We start from the raw sequence: 17,915 nt of genomic DNA on the forward strand, positions 1-17,915 counted from the left end.
AATGCAATAGGTCAACTATTTTTGGTGCACCGTCAATCCCCTTTTCGCCAAGGCGACAGTTCAGGCAGTCCATCCACCAGATGAACAGACGTGAGCGCCAACGAATTGCCCAGAACGGACAGGAGATGGAGGAGCGCGCCGTACCAATTCAGATACGTCCGGCGCGCCGCGGCAATGCTGGCAGGCGTCCCGGTGTAACTCACCGGACAAGCGGGAAACCGGCGCTCTCGGCGAACTCGGTGTCTGTCCCGCCAGACCCAGATATCACCCTTGACCTCATGGGCAGTGAACCCGGTATCCGTCGCATCCCAGCCGCACGGAACAACCGCGAACCGCTCGCGCTGCCCCCAGTCCGGCACACGCCGCGCCCGAGCGCATTCGGCAACCAACAACGCCATGCGCCTGCCGCCCACGCCGATCGGCAGCGCCTCGACCGCAGCCGCGATGATCTGGGCATCAGGATGCGGATCGCTGGTGCCGCCGCCATCCACCCGGCAGCCAAGCTCACGGTGGCGCTGCAAGATCCAGATGTTGTCCACGCCCGGCCGGTCGAACTCATGCGCCCCGGTTTCGTCGATGTCGATCCGGGCATGCTCGACAGCGAAAGCCCATTCCAGCGCCTGCTGGATCGTCATCTCGCGCACCGCGGCGCGCCTCGGCCACATCGCGTTCATGCCGCCTGCCCCTCTTTCCGCTTTTCGTCCTGCATGGCCCTGATCTCGGCCATGTCGCGATGCCAATGGGCCTGAAACGCCTTCTGGTCCTCGGTCGCGATCCGCGCCGCGATATTCTCATCGGCGATCCGCAACCGGCGCTGGTTGTCCGCTGCCTCCTCGCGCAACTGCTTTTCCTTCCAGCCACCTTCGATAAAGGGCGGCGGGCCGTGCCGCTTGACCTCCTGATACATCTCGAAGGCCCAGCCCTCGGCCATGGCCCGGAACCCGAGGCGCGAGGTCATCATGCTGCGCACATAGGGATAGGTTTCAGGCGGGGCCGGCTTCAGGATCATCGCCGTGCGCCTGATCTGCGCCTCGGTCGGCCATTCGCCCTTGACCGACAGCGCCACGATATGATCGCGCAGCCCGGCCAGTTGCTCATCATCCAGATAAGCCAGCCAGGACCGCAGCCGCGCCAGCATCTTCGCATGGGCTTCTGCGCTCATGCGTCGGCCCTCGCCGTCCTTGCCGCGCTTCAGCCCCGCCAGAGGTTCCAGCAGCAGCGTATCAACCCGCTCTTCGGCTTCAGCCTTTGTCCCCGTCATCGCCATCGTCATCTTCTCCAGCCTGCTGACTTATCCACAAGCCACACCGGCTGAAGTCCGGGCTCGGCCTATATCCTTTCATTTCTTTTCTTCTCGTTTCTTTTCCTTTCAGCGGTCACAGAATCCGGGCAAAAAAAGGGGCCGAACGCGCAGGAACACGGAAAATTCCGTGATCTTCCGTGTTCATTCCGTATTTTTCTGTGATTGTTCCGGAATATTCTGTGACGGTCACAGAATGTGACAGAACCGCACGAACCATCATCCGCCCTCCTCGATCTGGTATTCGTCGAGCGCGCTGCGGATGAACGCCTCGCGGCGCTGGCTGTCCGGATAGCGGTTTTCCAGCCAGTCGTTGAAGCGATCGACAAAGGTCGGATCGCGCAGCAGCTGCACGGCGCGAATCCGGGTTTCGATCATCTCGCGCAGATCCTTGACCCGCTTTGCCCGCCGCCGTTCATCGCGCTCGGCCTTGTTCTTGCGACTCGACTTCATCGCCTCCAGGGCGACCTCGGTCACCACGGGATGCGCGAGGCGGACTTCGCCGTTATCGCACATCACGCGATGCCAGTTGTGCAGCGGTGAGACCTCGCGGCGGCAAAGCGCCTGCCAGTGATCGACCGAGATGCTGAGGGCTTTCGCCAGCAGCCTGTCATCCGTCGGCAACGTGCCGATGGGCGTTTCGTCGTGGCTCTCGCAGAACAGCAGGAAGCCGAACCAGCCGACCTCCGGTTCGGCGAGGTTGCGGAACACGCTCTTGCGCCAGCGTTTCAGGTTCCACGGCACGAAGAAATGCGCGTCCAGGCGGTCCTCGGCCGAGATCGGGTATTCCGGCAGATCGGAGGTCGATACCAGCCCGAGGCTGCGATTGGCCGCGCTCATTTCGAACCCCCTGTCGCGATCTCGCCGCCGCAGGCCGCATAGCCGGCGAGGTCAACCCAGTTGTCGGCATGGGCCGGATTGGTGGCGGCGCGAACCAGCTTGAGGCCGGCCATGTAGAGCGCCACATCGAGCACGGAGCGCGGCCGATCACCGCGCGCGGCGTCCAGGGCATCCCAGACCTGCGCGATGGCGGCAAAACCATCCTCGGCCTTGCCATGGGTGGCAGCGCGGTCGCGGGTCACATACTCGCCCGCAGTGGACAGGATTTCAGTGCGGGTCACGATTTGTCCCTCTCGATCCGTTGATACTTCGGCCGGGCCGCGACGTTGGTGGCGAGCCGCTTGAGGTCGGCGTGGACCTCGGCCGGCGTCAGCGCCAGCAGGTCATCCAGGAAATCCCGGATGCCATCGCGGCCGCCCTTGCGGTATGCGTTCTCATGTCGGATGCGGTGCTTGCTCACAGCAGCCCCCCATCAGCAATCGCCGCGCACGCCTCGGACGGGTAGTCCCCGTCCCGCTCCAGCCGCTTCCGGCAGGGCGCGATCCAGTGGAACCGGGTGCCATCGCCCGTCAGATCCTTGCGCCAGACGATCCAGCAATAGGCTGTCGCCGTGCTGCCTTTGGCCGAAAGTCGGCCCTTATGCATGACGACGCGCTCGGTGAATTGCAGGATATCGCTGGGCGGGAAGGCGCTGAACAGATCGCGATAACGCCCGACGCCCTCCAGGAAGGCAGAACGCACGATGACTGCGACGCCGCGGCGCGAGGTGGCCAGGGCGCGCTGGATGAACTGTTCGGCCAGCCGGAAAGGCGGGTTGGTGATCGTCCAATCGACCATCGAAGGCAACGGCCCGAACAGGTAATCACGCACCGGGAATCCGACACCATAATCATGGACATCCGAGGCCTCGACCGCATCGAAATACTCGCCCAACGGCCCCGCCATATGGCCGCGGTTGGCGGCAGGTTCGCGACAGGTCATCCCGATCACATGAGACTCATCGGCGGGCGCTGACCCGTGCAGCCATTGCTCCTCCAGCCATTCACAAAACGCCCGCGTTGCCCAAGGCGGCGTAGGAAAATCATCGAGGCTGTCGTGAGGCTCGGCGCGCTGCTGCATGACAGCACTGCTGCGGTTCTGGGTCATTACAAGCCACCCCGCAGCTGTGCTTCTGCGGGCGATTCCATGCGCTTGGCAGGATGTCCAGCAAACAATTTGATGGACCCCACAGCATCTGGTGCAGGAAAATGGTGTTGCAGGGCGACTCGCGCCAACGAGTCGCCCTGCGGGTGAAGCCGTCGCCCAACAGCAAAGGACGGCCCCAAAGCAGCCAGGTGAAAGGAAAAACCATAGCTACTTATTGCCCGGGAAAGCGGCTTGGAACGCCCGGTCATGTCAGACCTTCCCCGAACGCGGCCCGATCGACGGATCGAGCGCGTTGACGCGCTTTTGCAGCGCCTCGATGCGCGCGACCAGATCGGCGGAGATCGTTTCCACCGCAGCCTCGAAGGTCGCGCCAGCTTCGCGAATGCGCGCATCGACCTCATCCGCAACCTTCTCGGTGCGGGCATTCGCGTCACGGATAGCCGCTGCCAACTCCGTGCGGATCGCGTCGATCTCGGCCCAACGCATATCCGGCCCATATTCCGCCTCGCGGATGCGAGCCACCCAGCCCCACATGCAGCCTTCGCCGATCGCTTCAGCAATGGTGCGATCATTGTCCGCAGGGTTGGTGTAGCGCTTCGCCGCACGGTCATAAGCGACGTTCAGCATGTCGCAGATCATGCCGATCATGCGATAGCCGGGCTCGCGCGGCGGCTCTTCGGACGGGTTCTTTTCCTTGACGGCAGCCTTGGCCATGTCCTGCGGTTCCTCATTTTCCAGACGTGCGGCTGCCCGCTCGCGAGCGACGCAGGCGGGGCAATGCAGTTTCTCTCCACGGACGGCCCAGCCTTGTCGGGTCAGCTTCTTGTGCGCCTGGCCGACATTCGGTCGCACCGCCCCCCCCGATCGGTTCAGATAGTCGCAAGGCAAGACATCTTCGCGGCCACAGCCGTCGCAGACGGCACGGACCCGGCTCACCCCCCTGCCGGAAATCGCCTCGATCATGCCGCGACCTCACGGCTAACCGACCAAGCCAGATTGCCGGTGGTATTGTTGCGGCGGTTCCCGTCCAGCCAGACCGGCGAGGCCCCGCGCGGCGCGGGCCCCACGAAGGCCTCCAGCACCAGCAGATGGATGCGCCGCGAATGGAAGCCGCCGTCCAGGTCGCATAGCCGGATCTCGATCCCGTTCTCACCCCGCAGGATGCGCGGCGCCCGCTGGCGATCGATGATGCGTTCGCTGTTCACTCCGCGCCGCAGCCAGGAACGGACCCGGCCCAAATTGCTCACGTCATAGGCCGGGAAACCTTTCACCTCGCGCCAGACCTCGGGAACCTCAGACACAGGCAAGACCCTGGGCGGCACCCGGTTCTTCCGCGCGAAGATGCCGGCAGGCCGGGCATCGCCGGCCTTGGCGCTGCGATAGGCCTCCAGAACCTTGTCATCGTCGAGGCCGGCAAGCGCGCAGACCATGCGGAAATCGCGCGACCCGAACCAGCGATCCGCCGCCGCCACCTCGCCCACGCCGGACGGGATCGCGCCCAGCCCGTCGAACAGCGCGACGTTCCACATCTCGGCCAGCACGGCCACCCACAGCTTGCGGCAGGCGGCGGCATCGACATGGGCAAGGGGCATGCGGACGGGTGCGTTCATTGATCCCAAGGCCCCCTCGGTCGGGAAGGTTTTCCGGAAAACTTTCCGTAACGACGAGCCGCGCGAGCGGCCCACCATTCCCCAGCAGCGCCGAGGTGCAGTGCGGCTTGAAGTTCGAGCCCGGTCAGAAATCGAAGGACCGCGCGCATGTCAGGCACCCGCCAGGGCCGCGAGAGTCGCCTCGCGCGTCTCGGGATGCGAGATCAGCCAGGCCACGCCCCAGCCCTGCGGCGCATTCCGCCCCTCGAACCAGTTCTCCGCGGTCGACGGATCGACACCGAAGAACACCGCGGCGTCGGCCGGCGTCTCGAAGCTGGAGCAGATGATCCGCTGCCAGACATTGTTGAAATGCTGCCGGAAGGTCAGCACCTCCAGCCGCTGCGCGCGTGCGGAAAACTTTCGGGAAGACATACCTTTGGATCCTGTGCTGTTGTGTCCCCGTGCAGAAGGACGATCACCAGAACGGAAAGAGGGCGCGGGATGATGAACAGTCATGCCGCGTCCTCGGGGGTGGCGGAGCGGCGATGCCGCTCTAGATCGATGTTCTTGAGGATTTCCAACTCGGTCTCGGGCCAGACCCGCCCACCGCTCCTAAGGCGTTCAATGATCCGGCCATTCTTTGCGCAGAGCATTCCTACTCTGTGGGCGGAAAGCCCAGTCTGCGCCATGAACGCTTCCAGTTCTGAGAGGAGTTTCTTGCTCATGCAAGCATATATGCACGCTATAGCGTTCTAGTCAATGCACGCTATAACGTCCGAGCATTACCCGCAGTTGCGTGCTAGCACCTAGACATGGAAAAGAACTGGTATGCTCGGCTCCTAGAAGTCATTGAGGCAGACCCGCGCAGCTACAAGCGGCTGAGCGAGGACATCGGGCACGGGCAAAACTATGTCCAGCAGATGATCACCAACAAGAAAGAACCCGGCTCGGACAAGCTGGCTAAATTACTCGACGCGCTGGGACAGGACGCCGCTCTATACGTGATGACCGGCGTTCGCGCCAACGCGCAGACAATTGAGTACCTCAATCTCCTGGCGGTCGCCCCCGTGGATCTGCGCCAGTCGACGCTAGATCTGCTGTCGAAACTAGGGCGCGAGATGCAAGGCCAGCGCGAAGATGATCAAGAACAATTTCCCGCCGAACAGGGTCAAGACCAGCCCACAACCTGAGCGCCAACATTGTTTGAGCATCCATTTCCCCTCCGACTCACGAGAACATATCAAGAACTTTAGGCAACCATCCGCCGATCCATCAACCCTGAAGAGGAACCTATGGAAAAGAAGATCGCAGAGTTCTCCTGCACCGATGGGAGCGGTCGCTCCTACATGATCGAGGAGTGGCAGGAGCAAATCCCTGCGGGCCACCTCGGCAACCCAAGCGCCACAATCGCCGGATTATCGAGGCTTATTACTTCAGACGGCATGAGCGTTAATTATGTGGACGAACAGACCTTTGAGATTGTCCAAACGGGCGTGATCATCAGCAGGGCGTGAAGGGATGAACCTCACCCAATGGCGGATACCGGCCGGATGTTCCCACGCGCCGAGCAGGACACTGCCGTCCTCTACTGCAATACGCCATTGATCCTCCGGTAGGACCTTCATGCTCACCTCCCAGCCCGCCCGCGGCGGGCTTTTTCATGCGCCGCAGCCCGGCGCCGGCAGGTGCGCATCGTCGCCCACCCTGTCGGCAGGATAGCGAGGGCGAATCATTGTGCAAGGTATAGACGCACGCCGTAGCGTTCTTTTTTCTTGCACGTAACGCAATAGCGTGTAATTTTCCCCCATCGGCACCCCGCCGACTGGGAGAACTCCGGTGACGACAGCACCCCAAGATACGCATGATGACGCGCGGCCGGACTATCCCGGCTTCGTTCCCAGTGCCGACGAGGCGGCGCTTTTCGATGGTATGGCCGCTGGGGTCGACGCCTTCGCGACCACGCTGGCGATGCGGTTTGAGGATGCCGGGTCCGCGCCGATGGTCGGCGCTTCTCTCGTGGCCTATCTGCTGGTCGGGGCCGCGTGGAAATTCGCGGCTGTGACGCGGATCGCGGAAGGCGGAGAGCCGGACCCGGCCAACTTTATTGGCTTGGCGACCGAGATCACCACGCGCTTTCGTTTCGATGCCGATGCCATCCGCGTAGCGATGGCAGCGATGGAAGGGGATGCATCATGATCCCCGCCCGCAATACTGGCCCGGACCTGGACGCTCGCCGGCGCCGCGCTGCGGCCGAGGCGGATGAGATCGCACTGCGCTCCGGCTATCGTCGTCCGGACGTGCCGGTTCATGACTTCTGCGGCGCAGACCTCGACCATCTCGATAGCCGGCGCTTCGCACCTGACGACATCATCCGCATTCAGGGCGTGCCCGAAGTCCTGGACAGCGGCAGCGCCGAGCGGTCGCCGGATGCCTGGGCGGCGGTCTTCGTGTGGGTTGGTGCGGTGGTGCTGATCCTGCTCGGGTTCGCCTTGGGCTGGATAATCGGCACGCTCGATACCCGGGCGGTGCTGGACCTGCTGTCTCCTACCGCCGTGCAGGCTCGCGAGGCGGGCTGGGTCTCTCTGTCGGAGGGGCTGTGATGCGGCAGCATTTCGCCGTCCGGCATCGGGGTAGCAATCAGGCTCGTCTGCTGAGCGCCGCGATGCTGGCGCGCTTTTTCGACAATCGGGATCCGCGCGGATGGACCGTGCCAGTGCCGGTCTGCGCAACGGAATGGGTGGCCTGACGGCTTGTCGCCGCCCTCTCTGGCTGGCCGCTCTGGCTTGAGCTTCCTCCCTCCCTCCCGTGTCCGGGGCGGCCAGCACCTTTCCTTTCACACCGTGCCCGGCGGCTCCGGGCTTTGCAGAAAGAGGACTTGTCCATGAACACCGCAACCGCTGCCGCTCCTGTCGCGGCGCCCGAGGCCACCGACCGTCAACCGCAAATCGCGGTGCTGGATCGTGGCTTTGTCTATGTCGGATACTGCAGCCTGAATGGCGGCATGCTGACCGTCACCGGTGCGCAGTGCATCCGCCGCTGGGGCACCTCGCGCGGCCTCGGCGAACTTGCGCTGGAAGGGCCCAAGGCCAACACCAAGCTGGACCCGGCCGGGACGATGCATGCGCCCGTGGGCTCGGTCGTGCATCTGATCGACGCTGTCCCGGCCGTCTGGGACAAGCACCTGGCGGGCGCGTGACATGGGTGCGGACAGCACCGAGGCCCCCTCCCTGATCGCCGATCAGGGAGCATCTGCGGCATCTGACACGCCGGACATTCCGGTGATCCAGCAGGGCGGCGCGATACATAGCAGCTACGGCGACGGCTACGGCGACGGCTACGGCGACGGCGACGGCGACGGCGACGGCTACGGCGACGGCTACGGCGACGGCGACGGCTACGGCTACGGCGACGGCTACGGCGACGGCTACGGCGACGGCTACGGCGACGGCGACGGCGACGGCCGGTAGCCGGGGGCCGCGCATGCCTGCGGCCCGGCGAGGTGCCGGGCCGGTTCCTTCCCAACCTTTCAGATCAGAGGACGCTATGGAAATCCCATCTTCCGCGCCGCAGCTGCGCAGCCTCGACCAGATGCTATCGCTTGCCGATGGCGGCGATTACCTGCCCGACCTGCTGTCGCGGATCGAGGCGAACAACGTCGAGATGCGCAGCTTCGCGCAGCAATACTCGACCACCGCCAAGGGCAAGATCACCATCACCATCGACGTTGCGGTCGATCCTTTCGGCGCAACGCAGATGACGATGGATGACAAGATCGTCGGGCCCAAGTCGCCCAAGCGCAAGGCCGTCGCCTGGATGACCGGCGATGGCGGCATCACCACCCACAATCCCGCGCAATCCCGCATGGAAATCCGCGACGCCGGCAACGGCCGGCGCGAGCTGCGCGCGGCCGAGTAAAGGACAGTCCACATGACCACCGAGACCCCGAAGAACATCGCCGAGACGCTGCTGGCCGAGATTCCGCGCCTTGGCGAGGTCCAGCCCATCAGCATGCCGACGGCGGATACGCCCGAGGCGCCTTTCATTGTCGCCGTGCCCGAAGGCCTGCGCATCGAGGATCTGACTGCCAAGCACCGCGCCGTGATGGAGGCGCTGAAGCCGCTCCAGCGCACCGGCAAGGCGGTCCTGGCCGATCTGGATAGCCTGATTGCCTGGACGAACCGCTTCAAGGGCGACGACACGGTGTTGTTCGGCCAGATCCATCCCGAGCCCAAGCTGACTTCGGTGATCGATTATCACGGCTCCGGCGCGCCGGTGGTTGCACCCGAGGCTGGAGATCCGGCCGCGAACTATGGCCGGCATCGGGCGGTCTACAACTTCCCCGTGTCCGAACAGTGGAAGCGCTGGTCGGCGATCGATGGCAAGGCGCTCGACAAGGATGTGTTCGGCGAGTTCATCGAGGCGAATGCCGATGATTTCCTTGATCCGACGCCGGCGCTGCTGGGCCAGGCGGGCGGCGAGATCGAAGCTTGGGAACAGCGGATGATCGACATCGCCGCCAAGATCCAAGGGCGGTTCGGCCAGTATGCCGCGATCAACCTGCTGTCGCGCGAGCTGAAGATCCACGAGGTCGGGCATATCGAGGTCAAGACCAACCGCGACACCGGCGAGGCGCAGGTCCAGTTCCTGACCGAGCATCGCAGCCCGGATGGCAGCCCCCTGACCCTGCCGAACCTGTTCATGATCGCGATCCCGGTGTTCGAGGAAGGCGCGCTCTACCGGCTGGCCGTGCGCTTCCGCTACCGCAAGGCTGGGCAGGACGTGAAGTTCATCGCCTCGATCTACAACCCGGACGCCGCGCTGCGCGATGCCGCCCGCGAGGCGATGCACTACGCCCAGGGCGAAACCGGCGTGCCCCTGATGATGGGCCGGCCGGAGATCGGCGCGGACTGACCCTTCCGGTGCGCGGCGCTGCGGCGCCGCCATCCCGAATGGTCAGAGGAGCGGAACAATGTCCGACAAGGAAGAGATGACCGAGGCGGCGTTCATCGAGCGCTTCGTCAATCACATAGTGCTGATCGGCGGCACCGAGTTCGCCGACGGATCCTCGATCGAGAAATACGCCCGGGAGGTCGCACCGACCTATTGGGCCGAGCCCGATCAGCGTGAGGACGGGCCGGAAGCCTGCGCCGAGGCGGACATCGACTGCTGGGAGTATGCGGGATGAACGGCCCCATCGTTTCCGTCGAGATCGGCCGCAGTACCTGGCAGGGCCCGGCCGAGGAGGCGCCGCGGCGGGCGGCGCAGACCGCTGTCGCCATGCGCGCCCTGCTGCGGGCAGGCTGCGAACTGATGGCGGTCGAGGCCGAGGGCCTGCGCGACGGCATCAGCATCAACGGCGTGATGTCGCCCGGTCCAGAGGATCAGGCCACCGTCGAGGCCATCCGCGAGATGGAGGACTGGATCGCAAGCGTAAAGGCCGCCCTGCGTGCGCTGCCGGAGGGCCCGACCGATGACTGATCGCTGGATCAAGCAACCCGGCCCAGGCCAGTTCCGCGGCGAGGGCGAATGGGTCGAATACCTCGGCACCGACGATGAATGGGAATGGCTGCGCGGCACGGGGTTTTTGCCTACTGCCGAGGGCGAGAAGCCGGGGGAGGATCGGGCCGATGGCTGATGCGACCATCTGTAACGCCTGCGGTGGGCTGAAGGTGGCAGACCGCTTCAAAGCCTGCGCGGATTGCCGTGAGCAATGGCGATTGCAGGCCAGAAAGCGCGGCGGCCATGCTGACCGCCTCGATGCCCTGCGTGATTGCCAGCGAGTCCTGGCGGCGCTGATCGATAGCAGCCGGCAGCCCCACGTCCATGCGTCCATCCAGCCCTTGCGAGCGGCAATCATTGCCGCAGAGGCCAAGGCACGGGCGGCAATTTCGGGAGAGAGGCGCCATGGGTGAGCTTCCGATCAAAGCCCTGTCGATCCGGCAGCCATGGGCATGGGCCATCGTCCACGCCGGAAAGAACATCGAGAATCGGGACTGGCCGACGCGGTTTCGGGGCCCGGTCTGCATCCATGCGGCCAAGAGCGTTCCGGCGAGCGAGTTCAGGGACGCTGCCGAGTTCATCAGCATGGCACAGCGCGGGTCAGGCCAGTTGAGGCCGAAGGTTCACCCGTGGCGCAGCCTGATCGAAAAGGGCGGCATCATCGGCGTGGCCGAGATCGTGGCTTGCGTCGAGGCCAGCGCCAGCCCGTGGTTCATGGGCCGCTATGGCTTCGTCCTGGCGAACGTGCGTCCGGTGCCGTTCATCCCTGTCAAGGGTGCGCTCGGTTTCTTCGACTGGCGGAAAAGCCTCGGGGGCCAAGCCTGATGCCGATCTATCCGCCCCGCCCCGATCCCTTCGAATGCGCCATCTGCGGCAAGGCGCGCCCGCTGCAATGGCTGGACCCGACGCAGACGGATTACCCGCCGCTTTGCTGGGCTTGCGAGCAACACGGGTGGCGGCTGGGGCCGATCACCCGCAAGCCCGACATGCGCCTGGCCAAGCAGATCGCGGCGCTGTCAGAGGCACTAGCCGAGGAAGCCAGCCGGAAAATCTATGAGGAGGCTCGCCATGGCTGAGCGAGACTATGTCAGCACGCCGGTCGAGCTGAAACCGGCGATCATGGCGACCGCCAAGCTGGAGCATCGTGCCCGCGAGGTCAGGAAGGGGAAAGCGTGATGGAATGGTATCGTGGTGAAAAGACCTTCACGAACATCCGCCGGGAATGCGATCGGCTGCGCGAAACCAGGGGAGAAAACGCCCTGTCCACGCAGGAAGTGGAAGCCTTTTCGCATTTGTTGCATGAGATCGCATGGGCTGTGGTAGAGGCCCAGCCGTGGCCCATGGGGCATGGGACCAGCCTTAGCGCAGAGTGCATTGCCGCCCTCAGGGCGGCCGCCCAAATGGCGGAACGGGAGCGGATCGAAAAATCCCGCGGGCTGTATGTCCGACTCACCCCGCTTAGTGGCGGAGAGGGCAACATCGTGCCATTTCCCGAGCCGGGGGATGGGTGATGGCTCGCCGCGCAGCATTCACCGAGGCCGATCTACGCCGCGCGATGAAGGCTGCGCGGGCGATCGATGCGCGCTCGATTGTCGAGGTGACGGCCGAGGGAACGATCCGTATCCTGCCCGAATCGGTGCGCACCAGCACATCAGAGGTTGATAGGTGGTTCGAACAGAATGACGAGGGTTAACCTGAAGGGCATCAACCGAGTGCGCAAGAAGCTCGCGGACGGTTCGATCCGCGAGCATCATTATGCCGGCCGCGGCAAGGGCGCTGTGAAGTTCTGGGACAGCGCTAGCGGCGTCGCCATCGGGTCGCCCGAATATGTCGACGCCTTCACCAAGGCATCCAGGTCTGGAACGCCGGCACAAGGCAAGTTCCGGTCGGTCATCCTGCGCTTCATGGACAGCCAGGACTTTACCGAGCTTGCGCCGCGCACCCAGTCCGACATGCGGAAATCCTTCTTCCATGCGACAAACGGCATCGATCACAAGTTTGGCGACGCGCCTCTGGCAGCGTTCGAGGATCCGCGCATCCGGCGCCAAGCGCTCGATTGGCGGGACAAGATCGGCAGCAAGGTCGGCGATGACCGAATCAGGCACCTGCAGCGCCTGGTCGGCTTCGCCCTGGACCGAACCATGATCCGGCATCATCACCTGATGGGCATCAAGTCGGTCTACAAGGGGAGGCGCGCGGAGATCTTCTGGATGCCGGAGGAAATCGAGGCTTTCCGCCTGGGAGCGCCAGATCACGTGTGGCGCATCCTCGCAATCGCTCTCGAGACGGGCCTTCGTCCGGGCGATCTGTTCGAGCTATCGCGCGAGCACATCCACCGGACGCCGCACGGGCATCGAATCGTCATCTGGACCAAGAAGCGCAAGCGCCTCGCCTCTATCCCGGTCACGGCCCGGATGGCAGAGCTGATCGCCGCGACGCCGGAATGCCAACCCCGTCTGATCGTCAACAAGGGCGGCCAGCCCTACCAGCATGAGAACTACCTGGGGGATGCGGTCAGCACCTGGCGGGACAAGATCCAGATCCGGTCAGAGCTGCAGCTGAAGGATGCGCGCGGCACGGCCGCCACGCGCTTGCTAGAGGCCGGGGCGGAATTGAAGGAGATCGCGACCCACATGGGCTGGTCCATCAAGCACGCCGCCGAGGTGATCGAGCGCTATGTGGCGCTCTCGCCAAGCATGACGGATGGACTTGCCGAGAAGCTGGCGCGGGCCGAATCCAGAACAAAGCTGCAAACCGCTCTGCAAACCGGCGACGGACAGAAGTAGCTAAGTGGTGGTCGGGGCGGCGAGATTCGAACTCGCGACCTACGGTACCCAAAACCGTCGCGCTACCAGGCTGCGCTACGCCCCGGACCTGCCGCGCTGTCTAGCGGCTGACCGCGCGGGGGGAAAGGGAAAACTGACGCGCCGCCCGCGCCTTCAGTCGCAGGGCGCCAGCGCATCCTGCTGCGGCAGGCGCGGATGCGACAGCACCATGCCGGGATGGATGCCCAGCCGCGCCGCGTCGCCGCCGCGCACCTCCAGCACCATCAGCCGCTCGGGCGCGGGATCGCCGGGCGCGGCGCCGGGAATCGCCGTCTCGTCCAGCGGCCGGGCCATGGGATGGACGTGGCGCACCTCGCCCCGCGCATCGATGAAGACCATGTCCAGCGCGATCTGCGTGTTGCGCATCCAGAAGCTGACCGGCTGCGGCGATTCGTAGATGAACAGCATGCCCTGCCCCGCCGGCAGGTCGCGGCGGAACATCAGGCCCCGCGCGCGTTCCTCGTCGCTGTCCGCGATCTCGACCGCGATCTCGACCGGCTTCCCCCGACCCTGGAACAGCGCCCGGTCGGGGTGGCAGGTGGCCGCAAGGGCCGGTGATTGATTTATGACAAGAAGAGCAAGAACAACCGAAACGGCCCGCAACTTCATACCGCGCCCGCGACCAGCCGCAATTTAGCGAGCGCGGCCGCTCCCCCCGGCTGTGTCTGCCGCGCCTCGATCGCGGCTTTCTCCCAGGACAGGATTTGTGCGGCCATCATCCCCCGCCGGCCATCGACCACGCGCAGCGCGATCGCCTCGCCCACGGCCAGATCGGCAAAGCCGGAATGGCGCAAGACCTCGACATGCAGGAACACGTCGGCCTTTTCGGCGAAGATATTGGCAAAGCCGAAGCCCTTGGCCTTGTCGAACCATTTCACCCGCGCCGGCAGCAGCGGCAGCTGCGCGATCTCTTCCGGCGTGGCCGAACACAGATCGGCGATGGCGGGCATCGGCTCGCTGGCGGGCGGCGTGATCTCCAGCACCTCGACCGCCTGCATGCCGCGCGGCGTCTTCTGGATGATGGCAACCACATGAGAGCCCTCGGCAACCGAGCTCTGGCCGAAATTCCTCAGCACGTTGGCGTGCAGAAGAATGTCGGCGCCACCCTCGGGATCGGTCAGGAAACCGAAGCCCTTGCTGCCATCGAACCATTTCACGACGCCCGCAATCTTGCGCTGTTGCTCGTCGTCTTCTTCCATGTCGTCCTGTCACCCGTTAGAAAACCAGAAACCACCCGAAACTCCGGTCCCGCGCCCCTCGATCCCGTCTGAACGAAGGTGGAGCCGGATTGGTCAGGTTTTCCATACCATGGATAAATCGCGAACCCGCATCAAGGGCTAAGACGGCAGACTTGCCATAAACTTTGAATAATTTCTTGACTATTGTCCTCTGCCTCGCAGTTTTCGCCGGAAAAACCTCGTTTTGTCCAACGAAAACGGTCATGCAGGCGGAAGGCGCCATCGGCCCAGAACTCGATCTGGACCGGGTGGATTCGATAGCCGCCCCAATGCGGCGGGCGCGGCGGATTCAATCCCAGGTTGATTCCCAGCCGTGCCACATCACCCATCAGCGCGCCGCGGCTGGCCAGCGGCCGGCTTTGCCGCGAGGCCCAGGCGCCGATACGCGACTGCAAGGGACGCGAGGCGTAATAGGCATCGGCCAGATCGGATTCGACGCGGGTGACGTTGCCGCGCACGCGAATCTGCCGGCGCAGGGACTTCCAGTGCATGACGAAGGCGGCGACCCCGGTCGCCTCGATCTGGCTGCCCTTGGCGCTTTCGTGATTGGTATAGAAGACGAAGGAGCCCTCCGTCCCCGCGCCCTCGATATCCTTCAAAAGCACCATCCGCACATCGGGCATGCCCGCGGCGTCGACGGTGGCCAGCGCCATGGCGGTGGGGTCGTTCGGCTCGGTCCTTTCGGCCTCGGCCAACCAGCTGCGGGCGATGGCAAAGGGGTCGTCGCCCGCGAAAATTCCGCTGCGGTCGCTCATGGCTGCCTGCTTGCCGACACTTGATGCCTCCATGCACTTGTCCTAATCCTGCTGAAAACCGAAGAAGCGCGAGGGGCAGCATCATGTCAAGTGACGGCGGGAATGGGCTGATGAAGGGTCGCCGCGGCCTCATCATGGGCCTGGCGAACGACAAGTCCATCGCCTGGGGCATCGCCAGGGCGCTGGCCGAACAGGGTGCCGAGCTGGCCTTTTCCTATCAGGGCGAGGCATTGAAGCGCCGGGTCGAGCCGCTGGCCGCGCAGATCGGCTCGGACCTGCTGGCCGAATGCGACGTGGCCGACGAGGCCTCGGTCGACGGGCTGTTCGCGACCATCGCGGAGCGCTGGGACAGCCTGGACTTCATCGTCCATGCCATCGGCTTTTCCGACAAGGAGCAGTTGCGCGGCCGCTATGCCGACACCACGCGCGACAACTTCCTGATGACCATGGACATCTCGGTCTATTCCTTCACCGCCGTCGCGCGCCGCGCCGCCGCGATGATGCCGAACGGCGGCGCCATGCTGACCCTGACCTATTACGGGGCCGAGCGGGTGATGCCGCATTACAACGTCATGGGCGTCGCCAAGGCCGCGCTGGAGGCGTCGGTGCGCTACCTGGCCGAGGATTTCGGCAAGGACGGCATCCGCGTCAACGCCATCTCGGCCGGGCCGATCAAGACGCTGGCCGCCAGCGGCATCGGCGATTTCCGCTATATCCTGAAATGGAACGAGCTGAACTCGCCCCTGCGCCGCAACGTCACCATCGACGATGTCGGCAAGTCGGCGGTCTATCTTCTGTCCGACCTGGGCTCGGGCGTGACGGGCGAGACGCACCACGTCGATTCCGGCTATCACATCGTCGGCATGAAGGCCGTGGACGCCCCCGACATCGCCACCACGAAAAAGGACTGATCCCCCGCGATGAGCGCCGAACAGGTCATCGCGCTTGTCTCGGCGCTGACGCTGGCGATCCTGACGCCGGGGCCGGCGATCATCGCCACGGTGCAGACCGCCTTCCTGCATGGCCGCGCCCGCGCCCTGCCCTATGCACTGGGGCTGGCCACCGGCGCCTCGCTGTGGTGCTTTTTCGCCCTGGCCGGCCTCGCGGTGCTGTTCCGGCTGCACCCGGCGCTGTTCGTCGCGCTCAAGATCTTCGGCGGCTTCTACCTGCTCTGGTTCGCCTGGGCGCTCTGGCGCGCCTCGACCCTGCCGCTGCCGCCGGCGGCGGGCGGCGCCAGCAAGGGCTTCTGGGGCGGGATCGCGCTGAATCTTTCCAATCCCAAGCCCGCGCTGTTCTATGCCGCGCTGATCCTGTCGGTCTTTCCCGAGCCGATGGGGATCGCGCGCCAGGCGCTGATCTATGGCATCTGCCTTGCAACCGAGCTGTTCTGGTATGCGCTGGTCGCCGTTCTGATGTCGACAGCCGTCATGCGCGCGCGCTATTTTGCGGCAAAGTTCTGGATCGACCGGGCCGCCGGCATCGCCATGGCGCTGCTGGGCCTGCTTTTGATCGTCAACCACTAAGGAGCCAGCATGAACGATCGCCTGCCCCATGAACGCGGATTCCACATCAGCTGGGACCAGCTGCACCGCGACGCCCGCGCGCTGGCCTGGCGGCTCGAGGATCGCCCCTGGCGCGCGATCCTGGCCATCACCCGCGGCGGGCTGGTGCCGGCGATGATCGTCGCACGCGAACTTGACGTGCGGGTGATCGACACGATCTCGGTCAAGTCCTATCGCGGCAAGGGCGGGCAGGAACGCGGCGAGGTCACGGTGCTGAAGGCCCCCGACCCGGCGGTGATGCTGGACGGCGACGGCATCCTGGTGGTGGACGACCTGGTCGATTCGGGCCGCACGCTGGAACATGTGCGCACCATGTATCCCAAGGCGCATTTCGCCACCGTCTATGCCAAGCCCAAGGGCCGGCCCATGGTCGAGACCTATGTGACCGAGGTCAGCCAGGACACCTGGATCTTCTTTCCCTGGGACATGGCGCTGCAATACGTCCAGCCCTATCGCGGCGAGGATTGATCGCGCGTGGCATGGCGCGGGCGGGCGGTCCTTCGGGATTGCCCCGGACATGCTTGTGGCGCATCATAGGATGGCGGGCCGGACACGGCCCATCGTCCCAAGGGAAACCGTGATGCGACCGATGCTGCTTGCCGCGCTGTTGCTGCTGCCGATGCCGGCCGCCGCCTTCACGGCCCGCAACGGCATGACCGTCACGCAGACCGGCCCGGCCGAGATCGCGGTCGCCTACCAGCCGCGACGCGAAGACACCGACTATTGGTGTGCCGCCGGCGACTATGCGCAGCGCGCCTTGGGCCAGCCCGGCAAGACCCGGATCTGGCGCGCCACACCCAAGCCACGCGCGGCGGGCCAGGGGATCGTCTTTACCCTTGATCCCGCGCGAAAGGCGGAAGGGGCCGGCTTGTCCGCGTTCGGTTCGGGACCGCGCGACGGCTCGCTGCCCGTGGGGATGGCGGTGGGGAACTACTGCCGCACGGACATTCCCTTTTGGCGGGACTGACCGCTCCTGCCGCATTTCGGCGCAGCGGGGCTGACCACCTGCCCGGCCGGACCACCCACCGGCCTCCGCCAGCCGCCTTGGCACACCAGGGATCGCGGGCGGAGGGTTGGAACACGCCGGCAGCAACCGTGCCCTGTTCCGGCGCAGCGGCGCCGATCCGCCAGCTGCCTTGCCAGGCCAGGCATCGCGGGCGG

General features: G+C 65.0%; 36 protein-coding genes and 1 tRNA gene. 22 read left to right on the forward strand and 15 right to left on the reverse strand.

Going from position 1 to position 17,915, the window contains the following annotated elements:
- Nucleotides 1–32: 32 nt before the first annotated feature.
- The 11 genes from KF941_RS09105 to KF941_RS09155 all read right to left on the reverse strand — a co-directional run bounded on the left by KF941_RS09105 (nt 33) and on the right by KF941_RS09155 (nt 5,600).
- Nucleotides 33–674: a hypothetical protein gene (locus KF941_RS09105; protein WP_214273154.1), complete on the reverse strand. Its 642-nt coding sequence runs from the start codon at nt 672–674 to the stop codon at nt 33–35.
- Nucleotides 671–1,261, reverse strand: coding sequence for a hypothetical protein (locus KF941_RS09110; RefSeq protein ID WP_214273155.1), 591 nt, complete (start codon nt 1,259–1,261; stop codon nt 671–673). The genes KF941_RS09105 and KF941_RS09110 overlap by 4 nt, the downstream gene beginning before the upstream one ends.
- A gap of 115 nt (nt 1,262–1,376) precedes the next feature.
- The gene (locus tag KF941_RS09115; RefSeq protein WP_214273156.1) at nt 1,377–1,523 is read right to left on the reverse strand and encodes a hypothetical protein; all 147 of its coding nucleotides are present in this window, start codon (nt 1,521–1,523) and stop codon (nt 1,377–1,379) included.
- On the reverse strand, nt 1,520–2,140 hold the full coding sequence (locus KF941_RS09120) for a hypothetical protein (RefSeq protein WP_214273157.1): 621 nt from the start codon (nt 2,138–2,140) through the stop codon (nt 1,520–1,522). Before KF941_RS09120 ends, KF941_RS09115 begins: the two co-directional genes overlap by 4 nt.
- Nucleotides 2,137–2,421, reverse strand: coding sequence for a DUF6378 domain-containing protein (locus KF941_RS09125; protein WP_214273158.1), 285 nt, complete (start codon nt 2,419–2,421; stop codon nt 2,137–2,139). Before KF941_RS09125 ends, KF941_RS09120 begins: the two co-directional genes overlap by 4 nt.
- The gene (locus KF941_RS09130) at nt 2,418–2,600 is read right to left on the reverse strand and encodes a hypothetical protein (protein WP_214273159.1); all 183 of its coding nucleotides are present in this window, start codon (nt 2,598–2,600) and stop codon (nt 2,418–2,420) included. The genes KF941_RS09125 and KF941_RS09130 overlap by 4 nt, the downstream gene beginning before the upstream one ends.
- Complete coding sequence (locus KF941_RS09135) at nt 2,597–3,286, reverse strand: hypothetical protein (protein WP_214273160.1); 690 nt, start codon at nt 3,284–3,286, stop codon at nt 2,597–2,599. The genes KF941_RS09130 and KF941_RS09135 overlap by 4 nt, the downstream gene beginning before the upstream one ends.
- A 249-nt stretch (nt 3,287–3,535) precedes the next feature.
- Nucleotides 3,536–4,249 carry a hypothetical protein gene (locus KF941_RS09140; protein WP_214273161.1) on the reverse strand — a complete coding sequence of 238 codons (714 nt, stop codon included), beginning with the start codon at nt 4,247–4,249 and terminating at the stop codon, nt 3,536–3,538.
- Nucleotides 4,246–4,896, reverse strand: a complete 651-nt coding sequence (locus KF941_RS09145) for an NUMOD4 domain-containing protein (protein ID WP_214273162.1) — start codon at nt 4,894–4,896, stop codon at nt 4,246–4,248. Before KF941_RS09145 ends, KF941_RS09140 begins: the two co-directional genes overlap by 4 nt.
- A gap of 150 nt (nt 4,897–5,046) precedes the next feature.
- Nucleotides 5,047–5,307 (reverse strand): hypothetical protein, encoded by a 261-nt coding sequence (locus KF941_RS09150; protein ID WP_072462877.1) that lies wholly within the window; start codon nt 5,305–5,307, stop codon nt 5,047–5,049.
- A gap of 80 nt (nt 5,308–5,387) precedes the next feature.
- Entirely contained in the window at nt 5,388–5,600 is a 213-nt protein-coding gene (locus tag KF941_RS09155) for a hypothetical protein (protein WP_214273163.1), read from the reverse strand.
- Between the two features lie 87 nt (nt 5,601–5,687).
- On the opposite strand from KF941_RS09155, the gene KF941_RS09160 reads away from it, so the two are divergent.
- From KF941_RS09160 to KF941_RS28545, 18 genes are all read left to right on the forward strand, one after another.
- Nucleotides 5,688–6,065, forward strand: a complete 378-nt coding sequence (locus KF941_RS09160; RefSeq protein ID WP_214273164.1) for a helix-turn-helix domain-containing protein — start codon at nt 5,688–5,690, stop codon at nt 6,063–6,065.
- Nucleotides 6,066–6,167: 102 nt separating this feature from the next.
- Nucleotides 6,168–6,389 (forward strand): hypothetical protein, encoded by a 222-nt coding sequence (locus KF941_RS09165; protein ID WP_214273165.1) that lies wholly within the window; start codon nt 6,168–6,170, stop codon nt 6,387–6,389.
- Between the two features lie 322 nt (nt 6,390–6,711).
- Nucleotides 6,712–7,071 (forward strand): hypothetical protein, encoded by a 360-nt coding sequence (locus tag KF941_RS09170; RefSeq protein ID WP_214273166.1) that lies wholly within the window; start codon nt 6,712–6,714, stop codon nt 7,069–7,071.
- Entirely contained in the window at nt 7,068–7,475 is a 408-nt protein-coding gene (locus tag KF941_RS09175) for a hypothetical protein (RefSeq protein WP_214273167.1), read from the forward strand. Before KF941_RS09170 ends, KF941_RS09175 begins: the two co-directional genes overlap by 4 nt.
- The gene (locus KF941_RS09180) at nt 7,475–7,621 is read left to right on the forward strand and encodes a hypothetical protein (protein WP_214273168.1); all 147 of its coding nucleotides are present in this window, start codon (nt 7,475–7,477) and stop codon (nt 7,619–7,621) included. Before KF941_RS09175 ends, KF941_RS09180 begins: the two co-directional genes overlap by 1 nt.
- A 135-nt stretch (nt 7,622–7,756) precedes the next feature.
- Complete coding sequence (locus KF941_RS09185; RefSeq protein ID WP_214273169.1) at nt 7,757–8,071, forward strand: hypothetical protein; 315 nt, start codon at nt 7,757–7,759, stop codon at nt 8,069–8,071.
- Between the two features lies 1 nt (nt 8,072).
- Nucleotides 8,073–8,342, forward strand: a complete 270-nt coding sequence (locus tag KF941_RS09190) for a hypothetical protein (protein WP_214273170.1) — start codon at nt 8,073–8,075, stop codon at nt 8,340–8,342.
- 76 nt (nt 8,343–8,418) lie between these two features.
- Entirely contained in the window at nt 8,419–8,790 is a 372-nt protein-coding gene (locus KF941_RS09195; RefSeq protein ID WP_024844421.1) for a hypothetical protein, read from the forward strand.
- Nucleotides 8,791–8,802: 12 nt separating this feature from the next.
- Complete coding sequence (locus tag KF941_RS09200) at nt 8,803–9,786, forward strand: DUF2303 family protein (protein WP_214273171.1); 984 nt, start codon at nt 8,803–8,805, stop codon at nt 9,784–9,786.
- A 58-nt stretch (nt 9,787–9,844) separates the two neighbouring features.
- Nucleotides 9,845–10,060 carry a hypothetical protein gene (locus KF941_RS09205; protein ID WP_240540271.1) on the forward strand — a complete coding sequence of 72 codons (216 nt, stop codon included), beginning with the start codon at nt 9,845–9,847 and terminating at the stop codon, nt 10,058–10,060.
- Complete coding sequence (locus KF941_RS09210; protein WP_214273172.1) at nt 10,057–10,353, forward strand: hypothetical protein; 297 nt, start codon at nt 10,057–10,059, stop codon at nt 10,351–10,353. Before KF941_RS09205 ends, KF941_RS09210 begins: the two co-directional genes overlap by 4 nt.
- The gene (locus tag KF941_RS09215) at nt 10,346–10,510 is read left to right on the forward strand and encodes a hypothetical protein (RefSeq protein ID WP_214273173.1); all 165 of its coding nucleotides are present in this window, start codon (nt 10,346–10,348) and stop codon (nt 10,508–10,510) included. The genes KF941_RS09210 and KF941_RS09215 overlap by 8 nt, the downstream gene beginning before the upstream one ends.
- Nucleotides 10,503–10,787, forward strand: a complete 285-nt coding sequence (locus KF941_RS09220; RefSeq protein WP_139294021.1) for a hypothetical protein — start codon at nt 10,503–10,505, stop codon at nt 10,785–10,787. Before KF941_RS09215 ends, KF941_RS09220 begins: the two co-directional genes overlap by 8 nt.
- A complete protein-coding gene (locus KF941_RS09225) occupies nt 10,780–11,199 on the forward strand; it encodes an ASCH domain-containing protein (RefSeq protein ID WP_214273174.1) in 420 nt (139 codons plus the stop codon). Before KF941_RS09220 ends, KF941_RS09225 begins: the two co-directional genes overlap by 8 nt.
- A complete protein-coding gene (locus tag KF941_RS09230; RefSeq protein WP_072462867.1) occupies nt 11,199–11,450 on the forward strand; it encodes a hypothetical protein in 252 nt (83 codons plus the stop codon). Before KF941_RS09225 ends, KF941_RS09230 begins: the two co-directional genes overlap by 1 nt.
- Nucleotides 11,451–11,549: 99 nt before the next feature.
- The gene (locus tag KF941_RS09235; protein WP_214273175.1) at nt 11,550–11,885 is read left to right on the forward strand and encodes a hypothetical protein; all 336 of its coding nucleotides are present in this window, start codon (nt 11,550–11,552) and stop codon (nt 11,883–11,885) included.
- On the forward strand, nt 11,885–12,067 hold the full coding sequence (locus KF941_RS09240; RefSeq protein WP_214273176.1) for a hypothetical protein: 183 nt from the start codon (nt 11,885–11,887) through the stop codon (nt 12,065–12,067). The genes KF941_RS09235 and KF941_RS09240 overlap by 1 nt, the downstream gene beginning before the upstream one ends.
- Before the next feature lie 19 nt (nt 12,068–12,086).
- Nucleotides 12,087–13,160, forward strand: coding sequence for a tyrosine-type recombinase/integrase (locus tag KF941_RS28545; RefSeq protein ID WP_214273177.1), 1,074 nt, complete (start codon nt 12,087–12,089; stop codon nt 13,158–13,160).
- An 8-nt stretch (nt 13,161–13,168) separates the two neighbouring features.
- On the opposite strand, the gene KF941_RS09250 is transcribed toward KF941_RS28545, so the two are convergent.
- The 4 genes from KF941_RS09250 to pdxH form a co-directional block, all read right to left on the reverse strand.
- Nucleotides 13,169–13,245, reverse strand: a tRNA-Pro gene (locus KF941_RS09250).
- 68 nt (nt 13,246–13,313) lie between these two features.
- Entirely contained in the window at nt 13,314–13,808 is a 495-nt protein-coding gene (locus KF941_RS09255; protein WP_214273178.1) for a DUF192 domain-containing protein, read from the reverse strand.
- On the reverse strand, nt 13,805–14,398 hold the full coding sequence (locus KF941_RS09260) for a cold shock domain-containing protein (RefSeq protein WP_024844983.1): 594 nt from the start codon (nt 14,396–14,398) through the stop codon (nt 13,805–13,807). The genes KF941_RS09255 and KF941_RS09260 overlap by 4 nt, the downstream gene beginning before the upstream one ends.
- A 131-nt stretch (nt 14,399–14,529) precedes the next feature.
- The gene (gene pdxH / locus KF941_RS09265) at nt 14,530–15,192 is read right to left on the reverse strand and encodes a pyridoxamine 5'-phosphate oxidase (RefSeq protein ID WP_214273179.1); all 663 of its coding nucleotides are present in this window, start codon (nt 15,190–15,192) and stop codon (nt 14,530–14,532) included.
- An 83-nt stretch (nt 15,193–15,275) separates the two neighbouring features.
- On the opposite strand from pdxH, the gene fabI reads away from it, so the two are divergent.
- The 4 genes from fabI to KF941_RS09285 all read left to right on the forward strand — a co-directional run bounded on the left by fabI (nt 15,276) and on the right by KF941_RS09285 (nt 17,721).
- Entirely contained in the window at nt 15,276–16,103 is an 828-nt protein-coding gene (gene fabI / locus KF941_RS09270; protein WP_036751796.1) for an enoyl-ACP reductase FabI, read from the forward strand.
- Nucleotides 16,104–16,112: 9 nt separating this feature from the next.
- Nucleotides 16,113–16,715, forward strand: a complete 603-nt coding sequence (locus KF941_RS09275) for a LysE family transporter (protein WP_116222904.1) — start codon at nt 16,113–16,115, stop codon at nt 16,713–16,715.
- Between the two features lie 9 nt (nt 16,716–16,724).
- A complete protein-coding gene (gpt, locus tag KF941_RS09280) occupies nt 16,725–17,222 on the forward strand; it encodes a xanthine phosphoribosyltransferase (protein ID WP_036751800.1) in 498 nt (165 codons plus the stop codon).
- Nucleotides 17,223–17,334: 112 nt separating this feature from the next.
- Complete coding sequence (locus KF941_RS09285) at nt 17,335–17,721, forward strand: hypothetical protein (protein ID WP_214273180.1); 387 nt, start codon at nt 17,335–17,337, stop codon at nt 17,719–17,721.
- Nucleotides 17,722–17,915: the final 194 nt, after the last annotated feature.

This window comes from Paracoccus sp. pheM1 (assembly GCF_018499825.1).
GTDB lineage: Bacteria > Pseudomonadota > Alphaproteobacteria > Rhodobacterales > Rhodobacteraceae > Paracoccus > Paracoccus versutus.

Coding starts and splice junctions, on each gene's coding strand:
- KF941_RS09150 (WP_072462877.1), bottom strand. CDS start 5,307: ATGTCTTCCCGAAAGTTTTCCGCACGCGCGCAGCGGCTGGAGGTGCTG.
- KF941_RS09110 (WP_214273155.1), bottom strand. CDS start 1,261: ATGACGGGGACAAAGGCTGAAGCCGAAGAGCGGGTTGATACGCTGCTG.
- KF941_RS09185 (WP_214273169.1), top strand. CDS start 7,757: ATGAACACCGCAACCGCTGCCGCTCCTGTCGCGGCGCCCGAGGCCACC.
- KF941_RS09190 (WP_214273170.1), top strand. CDS start 8,073: ATGGGTGCGGACAGCACCGAGGCCCCCTCCCTGATCGCCGATCAGGGA.
- fabI (WP_036751796.1), top strand. CDS start 15,276: ATGTCAAGTGACGGCGGGAATGGGCTGATGAAGGGTCGCCGCGGCCTC.
- KF941_RS09260 (WP_024844983.1), bottom strand. CDS start 14,398: ATGGAAGAAGACGACGAGCAACAGCGCAAGATTGCGGGCGTCGTGAAA.
- KF941_RS09135 (WP_214273160.1), bottom strand. CDS start 3,286: ATGACCCAGAACCGCAGCAGTGCTGTCATGCAGCAGCGCGCCGAGCCT.
- KF941_RS09175 (WP_214273167.1), top strand. CDS start 7,068: ATGATCCCCGCCCGCAATACTGGCCCGGACCTGGACGCTCGCCGGCGC.
- KF941_RS09220 (WP_139294021.1), top strand. CDS start 10,503: ATGGCTGATGCGACCATCTGTAACGCCTGCGGTGGGCTGAAGGTGGCA.
- KF941_RS09215 (WP_214273173.1), top strand. CDS start 10,346: ATGACTGATCGCTGGATCAAGCAACCCGGCCCAGGCCAGTTCCGCGGC.
- KF941_RS09180 (WP_214273168.1), top strand. CDS start 7,475: ATGCGGCAGCATTTCGCCGTCCGGCATCGGGGTAGCAATCAGGCTCGT.
- KF941_RS09200 (WP_214273171.1), top strand. CDS start 8,803: ATGACCACCGAGACCCCGAAGAACATCGCCGAGACGCTGCTGGCCGAG.
- KF941_RS09240 (WP_214273176.1), top strand. CDS start 11,885: ATGGCTCGCCGCGCAGCATTCACCGAGGCCGATCTACGCCGCGCGATG.
- KF941_RS09210 (WP_214273172.1), top strand. CDS start 10,057: ATGAACGGCCCCATCGTTTCCGTCGAGATCGGCCGCAGTACCTGGCAG.
- KF941_RS09205 (WP_240540271.1), top strand. CDS start 9,845: ATGTCCGACAAGGAAGAGATGACCGAGGCGGCGTTCATCGAGCGCTTC.
- KF941_RS09255 (WP_214273178.1), bottom strand. CDS start 13,808: ATGAAGTTGCGGGCCGTTTCGGTTGTTCTTGCTCTTCTTGTCATAAAT.
- KF941_RS09225 (WP_214273174.1), top strand. CDS start 10,780: ATGGGTGAGCTTCCGATCAAAGCCCTGTCGATCCGGCAGCCATGGGCA.
- KF941_RS09115 (WP_214273156.1), bottom strand. CDS start 1,523: ATGATGGTTCGTGCGGTTCTGTCACATTCTGTGACCGTCACAGAATAT.
- KF941_RS09195 (WP_024844421.1), top strand. CDS start 8,419: ATGGAAATCCCATCTTCCGCGCCGCAGCTGCGCAGCCTCGACCAGATG.
- KF941_RS09285 (WP_214273180.1), top strand. CDS start 17,335: ATGCGACCGATGCTGCTTGCCGCGCTGTTGCTGCTGCCGATGCCGGCC.
- KF941_RS09120 (WP_214273157.1), bottom strand. CDS start 2,140: ATGAGCGCGGCCAATCGCAGCCTCGGGCTGGTATCGACCTCCGATCTG.
- KF941_RS09160 (WP_214273164.1), top strand. CDS start 5,688: ATGGAAAAGAACTGGTATGCTCGGCTCCTAGAAGTCATTGAGGCAGAC.
- KF941_RS09155 (WP_214273163.1), bottom strand. CDS start 5,600: ATGAGCAAGAAACTCCTCTCAGAACTGGAAGCGTTCATGGCGCAGACT.
- KF941_RS09235 (WP_214273175.1), top strand. CDS start 11,550: ATGGAATGGTATCGTGGTGAAAAGACCTTCACGAACATCCGCCGGGAA.
- KF941_RS09105 (WP_214273154.1), bottom strand. CDS start 674: ATGAACGCGATGTGGCCGAGGCGCGCCGCGGTGCGCGAGATGACGATC.
- KF941_RS09230 (WP_072462867.1), top strand. CDS start 11,199: ATGCCGATCTATCCGCCCCGCCCCGATCCCTTCGAATGCGCCATCTGC.
- KF941_RS09275 (WP_116222904.1), top strand. CDS start 16,113: ATGAGCGCCGAACAGGTCATCGCGCTTGTCTCGGCGCTGACGCTGGCG.
- KF941_RS09145 (WP_214273162.1), bottom strand. CDS start 4,896: ATGAACGCACCCGTCCGCATGCCCCTTGCCCATGTCGATGCCGCCGCC.
- KF941_RS09165 (WP_214273165.1), top strand. CDS start 6,168: ATGGAAAAGAAGATCGCAGAGTTCTCCTGCACCGATGGGAGCGGTCGC.
- pdxH (WP_214273179.1), bottom strand. CDS start 15,192: ATGAGCGACCGCAGCGGAATTTTCGCGGGCGACGACCCCTTTGCCATC.
- gpt (WP_036751800.1), top strand. CDS start 16,725: ATGAACGATCGCCTGCCCCATGAACGCGGATTCCACATCAGCTGGGAC.
- KF941_RS09140 (WP_214273161.1), bottom strand. CDS start 4,249: ATGATCGAGGCGATTTCCGGCAGGGGGGTGAGCCGGGTCCGTGCCGTC.